The organism is Kitasatospora sp. CMC57 (assembly GCF_045866025.2).
Classification (GTDB): domain Bacteria; phylum Actinomycetota; class Actinomycetes; order Streptomycetales; family Streptomycetaceae; genus Kitasatospora.
On the sequence record NZ_AP035881.2, the window covers coordinates 2,020,459 to 2,036,732 of the forward strand.

The window sequence follows — 16,274 nt, forward strand, 5'->3', positions numbered from 1 at the left end:
TTGAACATCCCCCGTCTCGTCATCGCCGCGCCCTCCTCGGGCGCGGGCAAGACCACCGTCGCCACCGGCCTGATGGCCGCCCTGGCCGCCCGCGGCCTGGCGGTCTCCCCGCACAAGGTGGGCCCCGACTACATCGACCCCGGCTACCACGCGCTGGCCGCCGGGCGTCCGGGCCGCAACCTGGACGCCTTCATGTGCGGGCCCGAGCGGGTCGCCCCGCTCTTCCTGCACGGCGCCGCCGGGGCCGACGTGGCCGTGGTGGAGGGCGTGATGGGGCTGTACGACGGCGCCGCCGGGCGGGGCGAGCTGGCCTCGACGGCCCATGTCGCCAAACTGCTCCGGGCGCCCGTGGTGCTGGTGGTGGACGCCTCCTCGCAGTCCCGTTCGGTGGCCGCGCTGGTGCACGGCTTCGCCTCCTGGGACCCCGAGGTCAGGCTCGCCGGGGTGATCCTGAACCGGGTCGCCTCGGACCGGCACGAGCAGCTGCTCCGGGAAGCACTGGAGGAGGGCGGCGGGGTGCAGGTGCTCGGCTGCGTCCGGCGTACGGCCGCCGTCGCCACCCCGTCCCGGCACCTGGGCCTGATCCCGGCCGTCGAACGCTCGGCGGACGCCCTGCGCGCGGTCCGGGACATGGGCGAGCTGATCACCGCCTCGCTCGACCTGGACGCGCTGCTCGAACTGGCTCGCAGCGCGCCGCCGTTGGACGCCGAGCCATGGTCCGCCGAGCGGGAGGTCGAGCCGGTGCCCGGACGGCCCCGCGTCGCGCTGGCGGCCGGAGCGGCGTTCTCGTTCTCGTACGCGGAGAACGCCGAACTGCTGGCGGCGGCGGGCGCCGAGGTGGTGCCCTTCGATCCGCTGCACGCGAGCGAACTCCCGGAGGGATCGGCCGGGTTGGTGATCGGTGGTGGCTTCCCCGAGATGTACGTCGCGGAGCTCAGCGCGAACGCCGGGCTGCGCGCCGCGATCGCCGCGCTGGCCGCCGCCGGGGCGCCGGTCAGCGCCGAGTGTGCCGGACTGCTCTACCTGGGACGGGAGTTGGACGGCGCGCCGATGTGCGGCGTACTGGAGACCACCGCCCGGATGACCGAACGGCTCACCCTGGGGTACCGGGAGGCGGTCGCGCTCACCGACAGCGTGCTGGCGCCGACCGGATCGCGGCTGCGCGGGCACGAGTTCCACCGGACGGTCTGCGAGCCGGGCGCGGGCGACCCGCCGGCCTGGGGCTGGCGGGGCCCGGCCGGGTCGTGCACCGAGGGCTTCGTGAGCGGCTCGGTGCACGCCTCGTACCTGCACCTGCACTGGGCCGGGGCACCCGAACTCGCCTCCCGGTTCGTCCGGGCGGCCGCCGACTACGCGGCCGGGACGGGGAGTTCGTAGATCAGCTCGAGGCCGTCCTCCTCGTCCCACTGCTCGCCGACGTGGACCAGGCCGAAGGCCGCGACGGTGGCGAGCGAAGCGGCGTTGTCCGGGCTGATGGTGGCCCGGAGCACCGTCACCGCCGGCTCGGCGGCGGCCCGGCGGATCAGCGCCGCCAGGATCGCCTTGGCGTACCCCTGGCGGCGCCGCCCCTCCGCCACGCCGTAGCCGACCTCCACCATGCCGCGCTCGTCGGGCGGCCCGTGGAAGCCGGCCGCGCCGATCACCACGCCGTCGGCCAGCACGGCCCTGGTGACCCACTCGGCACTCGACGGGTCGTCACCGGTCTGGTGGTAGCGGCGGGCCCAGACGCCCTTCATCCGGCCGTCGGCCAGATCGGCGGGGAAGACGAGGCCGCTCGCCGCTGCCGCGCCGTCCAGGTCGCCCACCATCAGGGCGGCCATCGCGGCGCGGGACAGCTGCACCAGGCTGAGCCCGGTGGCGGCGGTGGGGGCGGAGGTCCAGGGTGCTGATCGTTCGGTCACAGGCGGATGCTCGTTCAGCCGGTGGTCGCTGTCCACCGCTTTTCCGGCGCGGCGCACCTCACAGGCCGCACGATTGACCAGTTCAGCGGCACCGTGGTGGGATTTCCGGAGCATCGGCCGTCGAGAGGAACCAGCAGTGAGCAAGCCCTCTCTCACGATCGGTGTCGGCGCCCGCAGGGGCGTCCCCGCCGCCGAACTGCTCGACCTGATCGACGCCGCCCTGACCGCGCTCGGCCGGAGCCGGGGCGAGGTCGCCCGGCTGGCCACCCTCGCCGCCAGGACGGGCGAGCCCGGCCTGCTGGCCGCCGCCCGGGCGCTCGCCGTTCCGCTGGTCGGCCACGCGGCCGAGGAGTTGGCGGCCGTCCCGGTGCCGAACCCGTCCGACGCCGTGCTCGCCGCCACCGGCACCGCCGGGGTGGCCGAGGCCGCCGCCCTGCTCTCCTCCACCCCCGGTGGCCAACTCCTGGCCGCCAAGCGGAAGTCCGCCCGTGCGACGGTGGCCGTGGCGGGGCCAGGACCCGACCTGCGCCACCACGGCGACGCCGAGGTCAGGACCGGCGGCCTGACCGACCTGGCCGTGAACGTCCGCACCGGCACTCCGCCGGCCTGGCTCCGCGACCACCTCACCGCCACGCTGGCGGATCTCGCCGCCTACCCCGAGGGGAGTGCCGCCCGGGCCGCCGTCGCCACCCGGCACGGCCGGCCGGTCGAGGAGGTGCTACTCACCGCCGGAGCGGCCGAAGCCTTCGTCCTGCTGGCGCGGGTGCTGACGCCTCGTCAGGCCGTTGTGGTGCACCCGCAGTTCACCGAGCCGGAGGCGGCGCTGCGGGACGCCGGGCACCGGGTGCACCGCGCCCTGCTCTCCCCCGCCGACGGCTTCCGGCTCGGGCCGGGCGCCGTTCCCGAGGAGGCCGACCTGGTGGTGATCGGCAACCCGACCAACCCCACCTCCGTGCTCCACCTCGACCTGGCCCGACTGGCCCGTCCGGGACGGACCCTGGTGGTGGACGAGGCCTTCATCGACACCGTCCCCGGGGAGCTGGAGAGCCTGGCCGCCGTACGTGACCTGCCCGGCCAGGTGGTGGTGCTGCGCAGTCTGACCAAGACCTGGGGCCTGGCCGGGCTGCGGATCGGCTACGTACTGGCCCCTGCGGACCTGATCGCCCGGCTCGGTGCGGCCCAGCCGCTCTGGCCGGTCTCGACGCCGGCGCTGGCCGCCGCCGAGGCGTGCAGCACACCCGCCGCACTGGCCGAGGCGGAGGCCGCCTCGCATGCCATCGCGCGGCAACGCGCCCATCTGCTGCGGGGGCTGGGCTCCGTGCCGGGGATCACCGTGCACGGCACCCCGGCCGCCTCGTTCGTGCTGATCCACACGCCGGGGGCCGCCGCGCTGCGTACCCGGCTGCGGGCCGCGGGCTTCGCGCTGCGCCGGGGGGACACCTTCCCGGGCCTCGGCCCGGACTGGCTCAGGATCGCGGTCCGGGACGAGGACACCACGGACCGCTTCCTCGACGCGCTCGCGGCGCTCGTCCGGGCCTGACCGCCTCCCGCCACCGTCAGAACGGCCGGTACCAGGGCCGCTTGACCGGCGGCAGGACCCGGGCGAAGAACTCCGCCAGCTCCGCGCGCTGCCCATCCTCGAAGACCCCCTGCGGCACGAACCCCACCGCCTTGTTGGTCTGCTGGAGGTACCAGAACCCCGACCGCCCGGTCACCTGCCGGTACATCCGCCACTCCACCGTCGCGTCGCTGGCCCCCGTCCTGAGCGAGTACGACTGCTCGGTGATCCGCACCGTCCACGGCTCCGCGATCAGCTGGGCGCTCTTCCTCGCCCCGCCCCGCACCACCATCACCTCGGTCAGCACCAGCAGCACCGGCCCCAGGACCAGCATCCACATGTTGGGCTTCCCGTCCACCGCCCAGGTCAGCAGCCCGACCACCGCGATGAGCGCACTCGCCATCACCATCCGCCGCAGCGCCGGAACGTTCCTGATCGCCTTCCTGAGTTCCTGCTCGGTCAGCCGGAAGGTCGCCGTGATATCCATGCGCGGGCACTGCTCTCTACTCGGTACGTCGCCGCACACCAGTACGGAGATCGACGCATGGTGACCGCCCCGCCCGCACCACGTCAAACCGATTCAGCACCGGCCAGTCCGGCCGCCCACTCGGCCAGGGTGGTGAAGTGCGCGGGCTGCAGTCCGAAGCGGTGGTCGACGTGGACGGTGAGGGCCGGCGCCGGGTGGTGAATGGCGATCCAGGAGGTGTCGCGTTCGGTGAGCTCGTCGTCCACCCAGGCGAAGGGGCGGCCGGCGACCCAGGCGACCAGGTGACGGGTCTTCCAGTGCAGGTCGTCCGGGTCACCGTGGTGCATGGACGGCCAGTCGACGTACGGCAGTTGCGGCAGGCCGAGCAGGGGCGAGATCCAGGTGTTCGCCTCGTCCGTCCAGGTGGTGCACCAGACCAGGTCGTACGGCAGCGCGATCAGGGCCTGGCCGTGCTCCGGGTTGAGCCAGAGGCGGAGCGGGCGGACGCATGCGGCGGGCCGTTGCTGCCACTTCACCTGCCGGGCGATCCAACTGGCGGGCCGCACCCGGTGGGTGAGGTAGCCCTCGGGACGGCGGTGCGGCTTGGCGTTGTACGGGTTCAACGGTCCGTCCACGTCGAGCAGGAGCAGCGGTCGGGGCATCGGGACTCCTCGGGACGGTTCGTGGAGGCACCCTAGACACTCCCGGCGTGCGGGTGCCCCTCGTTTTTCGTCGGGGGGCTTGTGGAGTGGGGCACGGGACGGGACCGTGATGGCCGTACGCCGTCAACTAACGCCACGCCGGAGGCACTTATGCAGCTGACCCGCCGTACGCTCCTCGGCACCGCCGCCGCCACGCTGGTCACCGGGGTGTTGGGCAGCGGTGCCGCTGCTGCCGCTTCGGTGGCCGGGGACTCCTGGATGGGCAGGCTGCCGGACGGGCGGTCGTTGCTGCGGATGACGATCCCGGGGACGCACGACTCCTGCTGCACCGATCCGGCCAACGGGAGCGAGTGGTCGCACACGCAGAACTGGGGTGTTCCGGAGCAACTGGTGTGTGGCATACGGTTCCTGGACATCCGGTGCAACGGGTTGGCGGGGGTGCCGGACGCGTTCGGGATCTACCACGGGGGTTGGTACCAGGGCACCACCTTCGACCAGGTGCTGAACCAGTGCCGGAGCTTCCTGACCGGGCACCCGGGCGAGGTGCTGCTGATGCGGGTGAAGAAGGAGAACGGCACCAACAACGACGTGGGTGCGGACTTCGCCCGGATCTTCAACGGCTACCTGGACACCAAGGGGTACCGGCCGCTGTTCTGGACCAACCCGTGGTTCCCGACCCTCGGCGAGGCGCGCGGGCGGATCGTGCTGCTGACCGACTTCGCCAACGACTGGTCCGTGTTGCACTGGCCGGGTGGCGACAACGGATTCCTGTCCAACGACGTGATCGACCTCCAGGACAGGTACACCGGCATCAGCAGCGGCACCAAGTGGTCCTCGTACGTGCAGCGGCAGTTCGACAGTGCCTTCAACAACCAGAGCTCGGCGAAGCTCTACATCAACTTCGCCAGCCTCGGGAACGGCGAGTGGCCGAAGTACTCCTCCCAGACCATCATGCAGAAGGCCTGGGAGTACCTGGACGCCCGGAAGCAGCAGCGGGCCAACCTCGGTGTGGTGCCGATGGACTTCCCCGACTTCCACACCAACGCCCTGCAGCTCCTGATCGACAAGAACTTCATCTGACCGGTTCCGTCAGCCCGTCGGTGCTCCGTCGTCATCCGTTCCGGGGAACCGGAGCGTGTCCGCCGGGGCGCCGGCGATCCGGGGCGGGATGATGGCGGATGGTTCCGGAACGCCCTGGGAGAGAGACCTGATGATTCGCAAGACCGCCACCTCCGTCTCCGCCGTCGCACTCGCCGTGCTGGGGGTGGCGCCCGCCGTGGCCTGGGCCGCCCCGGAACCAACCGGCGCGGCGCTGGACACCACCTGCTCGGAGGTCGGGAAGCTCGGCACCCAGCAGGCCTTCGCGATGACCGCGATGGCGGCCCAGCCGCTGCCGGTGGCGGGGCTGGTCCAGCAGTGCTCCGACAGCGCCCTTTCGGTGGAGGGCGGCGCCGAACTCGCCCACGCCCTGGGCGAGGCCCCGTCGCTCTCCCTGGACGAGCGCTGATCCTCTGAGAGTGGCGCCGCGTCAGGTCCGGTCGGCCGCCGCCCTGGCGGGGAGCTGCTGGACCGCCCAGCCGTTGCCGTCCGGGTCCGCGAAGAAGACGAAGGACCCCCACGGGAACTCCTGCACCTCGCTCACCGCCACGCCTCGGGCGGCGAGCTCGGCGCGTGCGGCGTGGATGTCCGCGACCACCAGCTGGAGCCCCTGGGCCGAGCCCGGCGGGGTGTCGACCAGCCCCGTGCCCAGGGCGATCGAGCAGGCCGAGCCCGGGGGCGTGAGCTGGACGAAGCGGATCGTGTCGCTGACCGTGTGGTCGTGGTCGGCTTGGAAGCCGACCTGATCGGTGTAGAACGCCTTGGCCCGGTCGACGTCCGCGACCGGGACCGCCACCAGTTCGAGTTTCCAGTCCATGTCGGCGAAGGTACCGAACACCGGCCGTCCGCTCACTCCGACACGCGCGGCGCCGAAGCCGCCCAGGCCCGGGCGGCGGCGATCCGGGCGGTGGCGCTGGGGTGGCTGGCGAAGAGCAGCTGGAGCAGCCGGGGCGGGTCGACGTCGGCGACGTTGGTGACCGCCAGGCGGCGCTGCATCGCGATGAAGTGCTCCGGGTCCGACGTGAGTTCGAGGGCGTGGCGGTCGGCTCTGGCCTCGATCCGGCGGCTCACGGCACCCTGGAACGGCCCGGCCGGCGCGCCGAGCACGGTGGCACAGGCCGCGAACAGGAAGAGCGAGCGCGGATCGGCGGCCGAGGAGGCACCGGCGGCGGAGAGCAGCGGCTGCCAGGAGGTGAGCAGCCCGAGCAGGACGACCGCGACGGCTGCGCCGAGCGAACCGAGCAGGGTGCCGGTGAGCACGTCCCGGTGCTTGACGTGGCCGAGTTCGTGGGCGACCACGAGTTCGACCTCGCGCGGATCGGCGGTGCCGATCAGGGTGTCGTACGCGACGATCCGGCGGGTCGAGCCGAGGCCGGAGACGTAGGCGTTCAGCGCGGTGGTCCGGCGGGAGGCGTCGGCGACCAGCACCTCGCGGACCCGGATCGCGTCCCGGGCGGCCAGGTCCAGCAGCGCGGTGCGCAGTTCGCCCTCGGGCAACGGGGTGAAGCGGTTGAACAGCGGCTCGACCAGCAACGGGAAGAGGAAGGAGAGCAACGGCACCAGCAGGGCGACGAGCAGCGCGGCCGGCAGCCACCAGCGGTCCGACGACCAGTCGGTGAGCGCGTACAGCCCGTACCCGACCGGCAGCGCAAGCACCAGGCCGAGGGCCAGCCCGCGCAGCAGGTCCACCGCCCAGCCGGTCCAGCCCTGGGTGATCAGCCCGTACTCCCGGCGGATCACCCGCAGCCTTGCGCTGAACGGGAGTTGGGCCAGCTCGCCGAAAAGCAGCAGGAGCGCCACGCCGGCCAGCACCTGCGCCGTCCTGGTGCCCCCGAACAGGCCGCCGGCCCGGTCGACCAGGCCGGCCCCGGCGGGCGTGAGGCCGAGCAGCAGCGGCAGCAGCAGTCCGGCAGCGCGGGCGCCGAGCGCCCAGGGCAGTTGGGCCCGGCGCAGCGCCCGGCCCCGGGCCACCTGCTCGGGGGTGAAGTCGTCCATGGGACCCAAGGATGGCCCACGAGCGCCCGGAACGGCGGCGGCCCGCCCACCCTCGGAGGGGTGGACGGGCCGCGCGACGTGACGGGTGCTCAGGCGGATCAGACCTGGCCGGCCTTCTCCAGGGCGGAGCAGCAGGTGTTGACGATCAGGCGGGTGACCACGTACGGGTCGACGTTGGCGTTCGGGCGACGGTCCTCGATGTAGCCCTTGCGCTCGACCTCGACCTGCCACGGGATGCGGACCGAGGCGCCACGGTCGGACGCGCCGTAGGAGTAGACGTTCCACGGGGCGGTCTCGTGCTTGCCGGTCAGGCGGGACTGGATGTCGTCGCCGTACTGGTTGACGTGCTCGAGGACCTTCTCCTGCGAGGCGCCGAGCGACTCGCACGCGGTGATGATGGCGTCGTAGCCCTCTCGCATCGCCTTGGTGGAGAAGTTGGTGTGCGCGCCCGCGCCGTTCCAGTCGCCGCGAACCGGCTTGGCGTCCAGGGTGGCGTCGATGCCGAACTCCTCGGCGGTGCGGTAGAGCAGGTAGCGGGCGATCCACAGGTCGTCCGAAACGGTCAGCGCGTCGACCGGGCCGATCTGGAACTCCCACTGGCCGGGCATGACCTCGGCGTTGATGCCGCAGATCGCCAGGCCGGCGTCCAGGCAGCGGTCGAGGTGCAGCTCGACGATCTCGCGGCCGAAGACCTCCTCGGCGCCGATGCCGCAGTAGTAGCCACCCTGCGGGGCCGGGTAACCGCCCTCCGGGAAGCCGAGCGGGCGGGAGCCCTTGAAGAAGGTGTACTCCTGCTCGATGCCGAAGATCGCCTCCTGGCCGGCGAACTGCTCGGCGACCGGGCGGAGCAGCGCGCGGGTGTTGGACTCGTGCGGGGTACCGTCCGTCTCGAGGACCTCGCAGAGGACCAGGATGTTGTCGCCGCCGCGGATCGGGTCCTTCACGACCTTGACCGGGTCGAGTACACGGTCCGAGGCGTGACCCTCGGCCTGGTTGGTCGAGGAACCGTCGAAGCCCCAGGTGGGGATCTTGTCCGCGTTGGCCAGCACCCGAGTCTTGGAACGGAGCTTGGCGGTCGGCTTGGTGCCGTCGATCCAGATGTACTCGGCCTTGATTGCCATTGCGGTGAACCTCACTGCTTGGGTGGTGGGTGCCCGCGTAGCGTCGCAAGCCGCCGTTTCCCGGTTGTTCCTCCCATGTAACGCCCATGTGAACCAACCGTCCGCAGTGGCACAAGCACGGTCGGAAAGTGTCAGGTCCACATCCTGGACGCCCCGGTCCACGCCTCGGTCACTGCTGCGGTCGGTGTCGGGGTCAGTGCTTGCGGGCGTGTGCCCGGCGACGCCGGGTCGTCCACAGCGCCGCCGCCCCGACCGCCAGCAGGGCGCCCGAAGTGGCCAGTACGGTGCCCGTACCGCTGCTCCCCGTGGTGGCCAGCACCCGGCCGCCGGGGCTCTCGCTCGCCACCGCGGGGACGGCCCGGTTGGCCCGGGCCGGGGTGGGGGCGGGTGTCGGCGTGCCGGCGGGGACGGGCTTCTCGCAGCTCACCGACGCGATGGTGATCCTGCCGGTGACCTTGGCCACGTTCAGCTGCAACGGATTGACGTCCAGAGCGACTTCCAGGGCGGAGGCTGCGGCGGTGGTGGAGGTGGTGGTCCGCCGGGAGAGCTGGACGTCGACCGCGCCGACCCCGGGGACCTCCACGTGGGTCGGCCCGTTGACGCCCAGCGTCACGGCCTTGCCGAGCACGGTGATCCGCGCGGGCGAGTTCACCTTCGCGGTGGGCGGCCCGTCCACCGGGCAGGTGACCTCGGCGCTCAGCGCCTCCAGTTGGAGCAGGGCGGCACCGAGCAGGCCAGGGGCCCGGACGTCGGCGTCCACCAGCTCGACCTTGGCGGCGGCGCCGGTGGCGTCGGCCCTGGTGGTGGACCGGCCGACGTCCGCCCTGATCAGGGTGACCGGCCGCCCCTGGTCCACCCCGTCCACCTTCGTGGTCAGCACCGAACCGTTCAGGCTGGCCGGGGACTCCACCTTGTTCAGCGAGATTCGGACCGGGACGGCGGCGGTGGCCCCTATCAGGGCGACGTTCAGGTCGAGCTCGGCCGTGACGGCGGCCGCCTTGCCCGGGGAGGGCTCGGCCGCCTGGGCGGCGGCCGGCAGGACCAGCGCGGCGGTCAGGGCGGTGGTCGCCACGATGGCGGCGGAGGCCCGGAGGACGGAGTGGCGAACGGGCATGACGGAGGAACCCCCAAGGGAGGAAGAGGTGGCAGAGCCGGCCACGGACGCTCCCCGGCACATACGGGCACGGGGACGGGGCGGCGCTCTCGACTGCCGTCAGTCTCTTCGAACAGTCCGTCACATGAGTAACACTGAGCGTCAGTTCACTCTTTCGGGTCGAGTTGACGCGGAGTGCTGACGGCGCACGCCGCTGAGCCCTGTCCGGGCGATCTTGTCGGATCAGCGTGCGGCGTCGGGCGCCCGGCTGGGCGTGAGGCCGGAACGGCCTCGTACTGGTTCGTACTTGGGCGCTCCGGCCGTGCGTCCAGCCGGGCTGTGACATCAGCCGCCGACGCGGCGGGTCCGATGTCGCACGGCCGGCAAGATCGCCCGGACAGGGCCTAGGGGAGCCGCCAGTCGACCGGCTGGGCGCCCTGGCCGACCAGCATCTGGTTGGCCCGGCTGAACGGGCGGGAGCCGAAGAAGCCGCCGCTCGCCGACATGGGGCTCGGGTGGGCCGACTCGACGGCCGGCACCTGACCCAGCAGGGGGCGCAGGTTGCGTGCGTCGCGCCCCCAGAGGATCGCGACCAGCGGGCCACCCCGGTCCACCAGCGCCCGGATCGCCTGCTCGGTGACCTCTTCCCAGCCCCTGCCCCGGTGCGCGGCCGGCTTGCCGGGAGCGGTGGTCAGGGCCCGGTTCAGCAGCAGGACTCCCCGCTCGGTCCACGGGGTGAGGTCACCGTTGCTCGGGGGCGGGAAGCCCAGGTCGCGGCCGTACTCCTGGAAGATGTTGACCAGGCTGCCGGGAAGCGGGCGCACCTGGGGCGCCACCGAGAAGCTGAGGCCGACGGCGTGACCTGGCGTCGGGTACGGGTCCTGACCCACGATCAGCACCCGGACCTCGTCGAAGGGCTGCTGGAACGCCCGCAGCACGTTCGGCCCGGACGGCAGGTAGGTGCGGCCCGCGGCCAGCTCCCCGCGCAGGAAGTCACCCATCGCGGCGACCCGTCCGGCCACCGGCTCCAGGGCCTTGGCCCAGCCGGGCTCGACAATCTCGTTCAACGGACGTGCAGCCATACGGGTCAGCCTAGTGCGCTCCGCACTGCCGACCTGACAGACGTTTCCTCAGAGGAGCCGGCCGCGGAGGACGATGTGCCGGGGGTCGGCCAGCACCCGCGTGTCCGCGCGAGGGTCGGAGGCGTAGACCACCAGGTCGGCCGGGGCGCCCTCGGTGAGGCCGGGGCGGCCGAGCCAGCTGCGGGCGGACCACGTGGCGGCGCCCAGGGCGGTGAGCGGCGGCAGGCCGGCCTTGACCAGTTCGGCCACCTCGTCGGCGACCAGGCCGTGGGCGAGCGAGCCGCCCGCGTCGGTGCCGACGTAGATCGGCACACCCGCGTCGTGGGCGGCACCGACCGTGTCGTAGCGGCGCTCGTGCAGCCGCCGCATGTGCGCCGACCAGGCCGGGAAGCGCTGTTCGCCGGCCGCCGCCAGCTTCGGGAAGGTCGCGATGTTCACCAGCGTCGGCACGATCGCGACCCCGCGTTCGGCGAACTGCGGGATCAACTCCTCGGTCAGGCCGGTCGCGTGCTCCACGCAGTCGATCCCGGCGGCCAGCAGATCGGGCAGCGACTCGGCGGCGAAGCAGTGCGCGGTGACCCGGGCGCCCTCCTGGTGGGCGGCCGCGATGGCGTCCCGCAGCGCGTCGCCCGGCCAGCAGGCGGCCAGGTCGCCGCGCTCGCGGTCGATCCAGTCGCCGACCAGCTTGACCCAGCCGTCGCCGCGCCGGGCCTCGGCCCGGACGTACGCGGGCAGGTCGCCGGGCTCGATCTCGTGCGCGTAATTGCGGATGTAGCGCTTGGTACGGGCGATGTGCCGGCCCGCCCTGATGATCCGGGGCAGGTCCTCGCGGTCGTCGATCCAGCGGGTGTCGGCGGCCGAACCGGCGTCCCTGATCAGCAGGGTGCCCGCGTCCCGGTCGGTGAGCGCCTGCTTCTCGCTGGTCGCGGCGTCCACCGCGCCGTGCGCGTCCAGGCCGACGTGGCAGTGCGCGTCGACCAGCCCGGGGAGCACCCAGCCCCGCACCGTACGGCTCTCCCCCGAGGGACGCTGGTACGTCACCCGTCCGTCCAGCACCCAGAGTTCGTCCCGGACGTCCTCCGGCCCGACCAGGACCCGGCCCTTGACGTGCAGCACCTCACCATCGCTCATGCCCGCACTCTACCGAGGCCCGAACGCCCTGCCGAGGGACGGACCGGGGCAAACTGTCCGAGGCAGTCCTCCTCCCGAAAGGTCCCTCCCGTGAGCTCCTTCCTCGACCTCCCGCCGCTCGGCGCCGCCCGGTTCGCCGCGATCGAGGACCAGGTCGCCGGCCTGCTGCGGACCCGGGCCGACGTGATCGTCACCCAGGGCGAGGCGCTGCTCCCCCTGGAGGCCGCGATCCGGAGCGCCGCGCACCCCGGCTCCACCGCGCTCAACATCGTCACCGGACCGTACGGGCAGACCTTCGGCAACTGGCTGCGGGACTGCGGCGCCGAGGTGGTCGACCTGGTGGTGCCGTTCAGCACCGCCGTGACGGCCGGGCAGGTCGCCGAGGCGCTGGCCGCCGAACCGGCGATCGACTTCGTCTCGCTGGTGCACGCCGAGGCGGCCACCGGCAACACCAACCCGGTGGCCGCCGTCGGCGAGGTGGTCCGGGAGCACGGGGCGCTGCTGATGCTGGATGCGGTCGCCTCGGTGGCGGCCGAGCCGCTGCTCACCGACGCCTGGGGTGTCGACCTCTGTGTGATCGGTGGCCAGAAGGCGATGGGCGGACCGGCCGGGGTCTCCGCCGTCTCGGTCAGCGACCGGGCCTGGGAGCGGATCCTCGCCAACCCGGCCGCACCGCGCCGTTCCTACCTCTCGCTGCTGGACTGGAAGGAGCGCTGGACGGACGCCGGACGGACCGTACTGCCGCACGCCCCGGCGCAGTTGGAGATGCTCGCGCTGGGTGCCTGCCTGGACCGGATCGAGGCCGAGACCCTGGATGCCACCATCGCCCGGCACCGCGCGGCGGCCGCCGCCACCCGGGCGGGCGTCGGGGCGCTCGGGGCTTTCTCGCTCTTCGTTCCGGACGACTCGGCCGCCGCCCCGGTCGCCACCACGATCCGTACGCCGCCCGGCCTGGATGCCACCGGGCTCGCCAAGGCGCTGGACCCGGCCCTGCCGATCCAGGCCGGCGGCGGTGCGCCGGCCGGTGAGATGCTGCGGGTCAACCACTACGGCCGCGCGGCGTCCCTGGACACCGTGCTGGCCTGCCTGACCGCGCTGGCCGCTCAGGTTGAGGGGGCGGACGGGGTCATCGAGGCGGCCGAAACGGCCTGGTCGGCGGCGGTCGACGGCTGACCCTTCGCCAGCAGCGGCAGCACCGCGAGCGCGCTGAGCCCGTAGCAGAGGGCCACCGCGCCGAACAGCAGCTGCGGCTCGTGGTCGTAGAGGACGGCCGCCAGGTAGCCGGAGGGGATGGCGGCCAGGGCGGTGGCGGTCTGGATGGCGGAGGAGAGTTCCGCGCGGTCGAGGGCGGGGATGGCGCTGACCACCAGGGCGTCGCGGTAGGACTCCAGCAGGAAGGGCCCGGCGGCGGTCAGCACGGTGCTGAGCAGCAGCACCGCCATCCCTCCGCGCGGAACCGTGAGGAAGGCGAGCCAGCCGGCCGTGCTCAGCAGCAGGCCGGTCAGGATCGAGCGGGCCAGTGGACGGTGCTGCCAGCGGGGCATCGGGCCCAGGTAGCAGGCGAAGGCGGTGACGGCGGCCACGGCGGGGAGGGCGGCGATCGCGGTGGTGCCGTAGTGCAGGTTGTCGGCCAGGTGGACGACCTGGAAGAGGTTGATCTGGACGGCCAGGTTGGTGAGCAGGCAGAGCGCGACCACCGGCCACAACTGGCGGGAGCGGCAAGCCAGTCCGAGCATCCGCAGGCCGCGGGCGACCCCGCCGAGCAGTGGGCCGCGCGGGGCGGCCGCGGACTGGTGCCCGGCGGCGGTCTCGGTGGTGAGGTGGTTCCGGATCAGGAACAGAGCGGTCATGCTGACCCCGCCGAGCAGGTAGACCCAGCGCAGCGTGGGCAGGGTGCCGTACCGGGCCATCGCGATGCCCGCCAGTGGGGTGAGCAGTCCGGCGGCCATCACCACCAGCTTGATGGCGGCGAAGATCCGGGGCCGCTGCCGCTCGGTGGCGTCCTCGGTGACCAGTAGGAAGAACGACAGGTTGACCACCCGGCCGAGCGAGCTGCAGAGCGCGGCCAGCAGGAAGAGCCAGAAGCTGTCGGCGAAGGCCCAGATGACCATCGGGACCGACCAGGAGAGCAGGTCGAAGATCAGCGTGGTCCGCTTCCGCCCGAGCCGGTCGGTGATGGTGCCCGCCAACAGCTGGGCGCAGCAGGCGAGATAGAGCCCGATCGAGGCGATCAGGCCGATCTCGAGCGTGCTCAGCCCGGCGGTCTTCTGGTAGAGCGTCGCGTAGTAGATCGAGATGGTGCCGGGGACGGCCCAGAGCGGCTCCCAGAGGACGGAGTGCCGGGCGTTCGGGGGGAGGTCGGCGATCAGCATCGGTACTCCTGCCGTGGAAGGCGCGCCCTCACCCATGGGGAAAGGTGAGGGCGCGCCGGAGGGAGGGGCGGTCAGCGGTGCTTGAACCAACTCGCGGCGCTGGTCACCTTGTTGTAGTAGTCGAACAGTGCCTGGTTCTCCCAGGCGTTGCCGGAGCTCGCGTCGGCCGGGTCCCAGCCGTTGCCCGCGACGGCGGTCCAGGCCGGCTCCCAGTAGAAGACGCCCAGGCCGCGGCCGTTCGGGACGGCCTCGACCACGTTCATCACGTCGCGCAGGTTGGCGGCCTGGCCGGCCTGGGTGGCGGGGTAGCCGCTCTGCACGTTCGCCGCGAGGAAGTTGTTCTCCAGCGCGTCGTTGTTGGCGGTGGTGAAGGCGTAGGCGGTCTCGGCGACGAAGACCTGCTTGCCGTAGCGGGCGGCCGCGTCGTCCAGGGTGGTCTGCAGGTCGTTCAGCGGACCGTGCCAGTAGGCGTAGTAGGAGAGCCCGATCAGGTCGAAGGGCACGCCGTTGGCCACCGCGTTGTCGAAGAAGGTCCGGGTGCCCGCCAGGTCACCGCCCTTGGCGAGGTGCAGCGCGACCTTGGTCGAACTGCTCACCGCCTTGGCCGCGTTGGCTCCCTGCTTGAGCAGCCCGGCCAGCGCGGACCAGTTCGAGGTGGATCCGGTGGGCAGCAGCATCCCGTCGTTGATCTCGTTGCCGATCTGCACCATGTCCGCTGTGGTGCCCTGCGCCTTGAGGGCGTTCAGCACGTCGTAGGTGTGGTTGTAGACGGCGGTGTTCAGCTGGGCCGTGCTGTACGAGGCCCAGGCGGCGGGCTTGTCCTGCTGGCCGGGGTGGGCCCAGTGGTCGGAGTAGTGGAAGTCCACCAGGACGCCCATGCCGAGCGCCTTGGCCCGCTTGGCCATCGCCAGCACCTGGGTCTTGGTGTTGTAGCCGTCGGCCGGGTTCACCCAGACCTTGAGGCGGACGTAGTTCATCCCGTTGGAGTTCAGGACGGTCATCGCGTCACCGGTGCTGCCGGACGCGTACTTGTAGACGCCGCCCTTGTCCTCGCTCTTCTTCAGCGAGGAGAGGTCGCCGCCCTTGACCGCCAGGCCGGTGGAGCCCGCGGTGAAAGTGAGGTCGTCGACGTTCAGCCAGTTACCGGCGTTGGCATCGGAGTTGATGCTGACGGTGCACTGGCCGCCGGTGACGGCGATCGAGGTGACCAGCCGGATCCAGCCGCCGTTCGCGGTGGGCGGCAGGTCGGTGCGCTGCTCGGTGGAGCCGCAGTTGCGCAGCGCGAGGTAGGCGGAGTTCTGCCCGCCGCTGGAGCGGACCCAGGCGGAGAGCGTGTAGGTCCCGTTGGTCAGCCCGGAGAGGTACTGGTACGTCTCGACCTTGTAGGCGGCGGCGTTCCAGTGGGCGAGCCGGTACGAACCGGCGTGGCCGCCCGCCTCGGTGTAGGAGGCGGCGTTCTGCCCGGCGGCGGAGTAGGTCGACCAGCCGGTGGGGGTGGCGGTGGCCGAACCGTCCGACTCGAAGCCGGGGTTGGTGAGGCTGGTGGCGGCGCTGGCGCTCGTGGTGGGGAGCGCGACCGCACCGGCGGTGGCGAGCAGGAGTGTGGCGGCGCCGCTGCTCAGCAGGCGCTTGAGTCCCTGGTGCATCGTCATCCTTGGCGATGGAGGTGGGGTGGGGGAGGTACTGCCACGAGGGTGCGACGGTGGGACGCCACGCCTGGGGGATGCGGGGCGCCCCACCTGCGCCGGCCCGGGGGAGCCGGATCGGCGGGAACCTGCCGGAGCCGACCCTCAGC

The 16,274-nt window shown here is 72.5% G+C and carries 16 protein-coding genes; 5 read left to right on the forward strand and 11 right to left on the reverse strand.

What is annotated here, in order from left to right; genetic code table 11:
• Positions 1–1,377 carry a cobyrinate a,c-diamide synthase gene (locus tag ACKUU6_RS09030; protein ID WP_407987962.1) on the forward strand — a complete coding sequence of 459 codons (1,377 nt, stop codon included), beginning with the start codon at positions 1–3 and terminating at the stop codon, positions 1,375–1,377.
• Here the strand turns inward: ACKUU6_RS09030 and ACKUU6_RS09035 are convergent.
• On the reverse strand, positions 1,350–1,901 hold the full coding sequence (locus ACKUU6_RS09035; protein WP_407987963.1) for a GNAT family N-acetyltransferase: 552 nt from the start codon (positions 1,899–1,901) through the stop codon (positions 1,350–1,352). The two genes, ACKUU6_RS09030 and ACKUU6_RS09035, sit on opposite strands and share 28 nt — an antisense overlap.
• A gap of 136 nt (positions 1,902–2,037) precedes the next feature.
• Between ACKUU6_RS09035 and cobC the strand changes: the two genes are divergently transcribed.
• Complete coding sequence (gene cobC, locus ACKUU6_RS09040; RefSeq protein ID WP_407987964.1) at positions 2,038–3,441, forward strand: Rv2231c family pyridoxal phosphate-dependent protein CobC; 1,404 nt, start codon at positions 2,038–2,040, stop codon at positions 3,439–3,441.
• Between the two features lie 16 nt (positions 3,442–3,457).
• Here cobC and ACKUU6_RS09045 read toward each other — a convergent pair whose 3' ends face one another.
• Both ACKUU6_RS09045 and ACKUU6_RS09050 read right to left on the reverse strand, forming a co-directional pair.
• Entirely contained in the window at positions 3,458–3,946 is a 489-nt protein-coding gene (locus ACKUU6_RS09045; protein ID WP_407987965.1) for a hypothetical protein, read from the reverse strand.
• An 83-nt stretch (positions 3,947–4,029) separates the two neighbouring features.
• Positions 4,030–4,587, reverse strand: a complete 558-nt coding sequence (locus ACKUU6_RS09050; protein ID WP_407987966.1) for a hypothetical protein — start codon at positions 4,585–4,587, stop codon at positions 4,030–4,032.
• Positions 4,588–4,737: 150 nt separating this feature from the next.
• Between ACKUU6_RS09050 and ACKUU6_RS09055 the strand changes: the two genes are divergently transcribed.
• Both ACKUU6_RS09055 and ACKUU6_RS09060 read left to right on the forward strand, forming a co-directional pair.
• Complete coding sequence (locus ACKUU6_RS09055) at positions 4,738–5,667, forward strand: phosphatidylinositol-specific phospholipase C (RefSeq protein WP_407987967.1); 930 nt, start codon at positions 4,738–4,740, stop codon at positions 5,665–5,667.
• Positions 5,668–5,797: 130 nt separating this feature from the next.
• Entirely contained in the window at positions 5,798–6,094 is a 297-nt protein-coding gene (locus tag ACKUU6_RS09060) for a hypothetical protein (RefSeq protein ID WP_407987968.1), read from the forward strand.
• A gap of 21 nt (positions 6,095–6,115) precedes the next feature.
• Here the strand turns inward: ACKUU6_RS09060 and ACKUU6_RS09065 are convergent, their stop codons facing one another.
• The 6 genes from ACKUU6_RS09065 to ACKUU6_RS09090 form a co-directional block, all read right to left on the reverse strand.
• Positions 6,116–6,502 (reverse strand): glyoxalase superfamily protein, encoded by a 387-nt coding sequence (locus ACKUU6_RS09065; protein ID WP_407987969.1) that lies wholly within the window; start codon positions 6,500–6,502, stop codon positions 6,116–6,118.
• Positions 6,503–6,534: 32 nt separating this feature from the next.
• Positions 6,535–7,680, reverse strand: a complete 1,146-nt coding sequence (locus ACKUU6_RS09070) for a M48 family metalloprotease (protein WP_407987970.1) — start codon at positions 7,678–7,680, stop codon at positions 6,535–6,537.
• 98 nt (positions 7,681–7,778) lie between these two features.
• A complete protein-coding gene (gene glnII, locus ACKUU6_RS09075) occupies positions 7,779–8,801 on the reverse strand; it encodes a glutamine synthetase (protein ID WP_407987971.1) in 1,023 nt (340 codons plus the stop codon).
• A gap of 193 nt (positions 8,802–8,994) precedes the next feature.
• On the reverse strand, positions 8,995–9,915 hold the full coding sequence (locus ACKUU6_RS09080) for an SCO1860 family LAETG-anchored protein (protein ID WP_407987972.1): 921 nt from the start codon (positions 9,913–9,915) through the stop codon (positions 8,995–8,997).
• 383 nt (positions 9,916–10,298) lie between these two features.
• On the reverse strand, positions 10,299–10,976 hold the full coding sequence (locus ACKUU6_RS09085) for a uracil-DNA glycosylase (RefSeq protein ID WP_407987973.1): 678 nt from the start codon (positions 10,974–10,976) through the stop codon (positions 10,299–10,301).
• 48 nt (positions 10,977–11,024) lie between these two features.
• Positions 11,025–12,107, reverse strand: a complete 1,083-nt coding sequence (locus tag ACKUU6_RS09090) for an amidohydrolase family protein (protein ID WP_407987974.1) — start codon at positions 12,105–12,107, stop codon at positions 11,025–11,027.
• A 90-nt stretch (positions 12,108–12,197) separates the two neighbouring features.
• Between ACKUU6_RS09090 and ACKUU6_RS09095 the strand changes: the two genes are divergently transcribed.
• Complete coding sequence (locus tag ACKUU6_RS09095) at positions 12,198–13,280, forward strand: pyridoxal-phosphate-dependent aminotransferase family protein (protein ID WP_407987975.1); 1,083 nt, start codon at positions 12,198–12,200, stop codon at positions 13,278–13,280.
• On the opposite strand, the gene ACKUU6_RS09100 is transcribed toward ACKUU6_RS09095, so the two are convergent.
• Both ACKUU6_RS09100 and ACKUU6_RS09105 read right to left on the reverse strand, forming a co-directional pair.
• Positions 13,211–14,479: an MFS transporter gene (locus ACKUU6_RS09100; protein WP_407987976.1), complete on the reverse strand. Its 1,269-nt coding sequence runs from the start codon at positions 14,477–14,479 to the stop codon at positions 13,211–13,213. The two genes, ACKUU6_RS09095 and ACKUU6_RS09100, sit on opposite strands and share 70 nt — an antisense overlap.
• A 71-nt stretch (positions 14,480–14,550) precedes the next feature.
• Positions 14,551–16,125 carry a glycosyl hydrolase 53 family protein gene (locus ACKUU6_RS09105; protein WP_407987977.1) on the reverse strand — a complete coding sequence of 525 codons (1,575 nt, stop codon included), beginning with the start codon at positions 16,123–16,125 and terminating at the stop codon, positions 14,551–14,553.
• Positions 16,126–16,274: the final 149 nt, after the last annotated feature.

Bases quoted from the DNA above. Each gene is read 5' to 3' on its own strand.
- ACKUU6_RS09045 (WP_407987965.1), bottom strand. From the start codon at position 3,946: ATGGATATCACGGCGACCTTCCGGCTGACCGAGCAGGAACTCAGGAAG.
- ACKUU6_RS09050 (WP_407987966.1), bottom strand. From the start codon at position 4,587: ATGCCCCGACCGCTGCTCCTGCTCGACGTGGACGGACCGTTGAACCCG.
- ACKUU6_RS09055 (WP_407987967.1), top strand. From the start codon at position 4,738: ATGCAGCTGACCCGCCGTACGCTCCTCGGCACCGCCGCCGCCACGCTG.
- ACKUU6_RS09060 (WP_407987968.1), top strand. From the start codon at position 5,798: ATGATTCGCAAGACCGCCACCTCCGTCTCCGCCGTCGCACTCGCCGTG.
- ACKUU6_RS09065 (WP_407987969.1), bottom strand. From the start codon at position 6,502: ATGGACTGGAAACTCGAACTGGTGGCGGTCCCGGTCGCGGACGTCGAC.
- ACKUU6_RS09070 (WP_407987970.1), bottom strand. From the start codon at position 7,680: ATGGACGACTTCACCCCCGAGCAGGTGGCCCGGGGCCGGGCGCTGCGC.
- glnII (WP_407987971.1), bottom strand. From the start codon at position 8,801: ATGGCAATCAAGGCCGAGTACATCTGGATCGACGGCACCAAGCCGACC.
- ACKUU6_RS09080 (WP_407987972.1), bottom strand. From the start codon at position 9,915: ATGCCCGTTCGCCACTCCGTCCTCCGGGCCTCCGCCGCCATCGTGGCG.
- ACKUU6_RS09085 (WP_407987973.1), bottom strand. From the start codon at position 10,976: ATGGCTGCACGTCCGTTGAACGAGATTGTCGAGCCCGGCTGGGCCAAG.
- ACKUU6_RS09090 (WP_407987974.1), bottom strand. From the start codon at position 12,107: ATGAGCGATGGTGAGGTGCTGCACGTCAAGGGCCGGGTCCTGGTCGGG.
- ACKUU6_RS09100 (WP_407987976.1), bottom strand. From the start codon at position 14,479: ATGCTGATCGCCGACCTCCCCCCGAACGCCCGGCACTCCGTCCTCTGG.
- ACKUU6_RS09105 (WP_407987977.1), bottom strand. From the start codon at position 16,125: ATGCACCAGGGACTCAAGCGCCTGCTGAGCAGCGGCGCCGCCACACTC.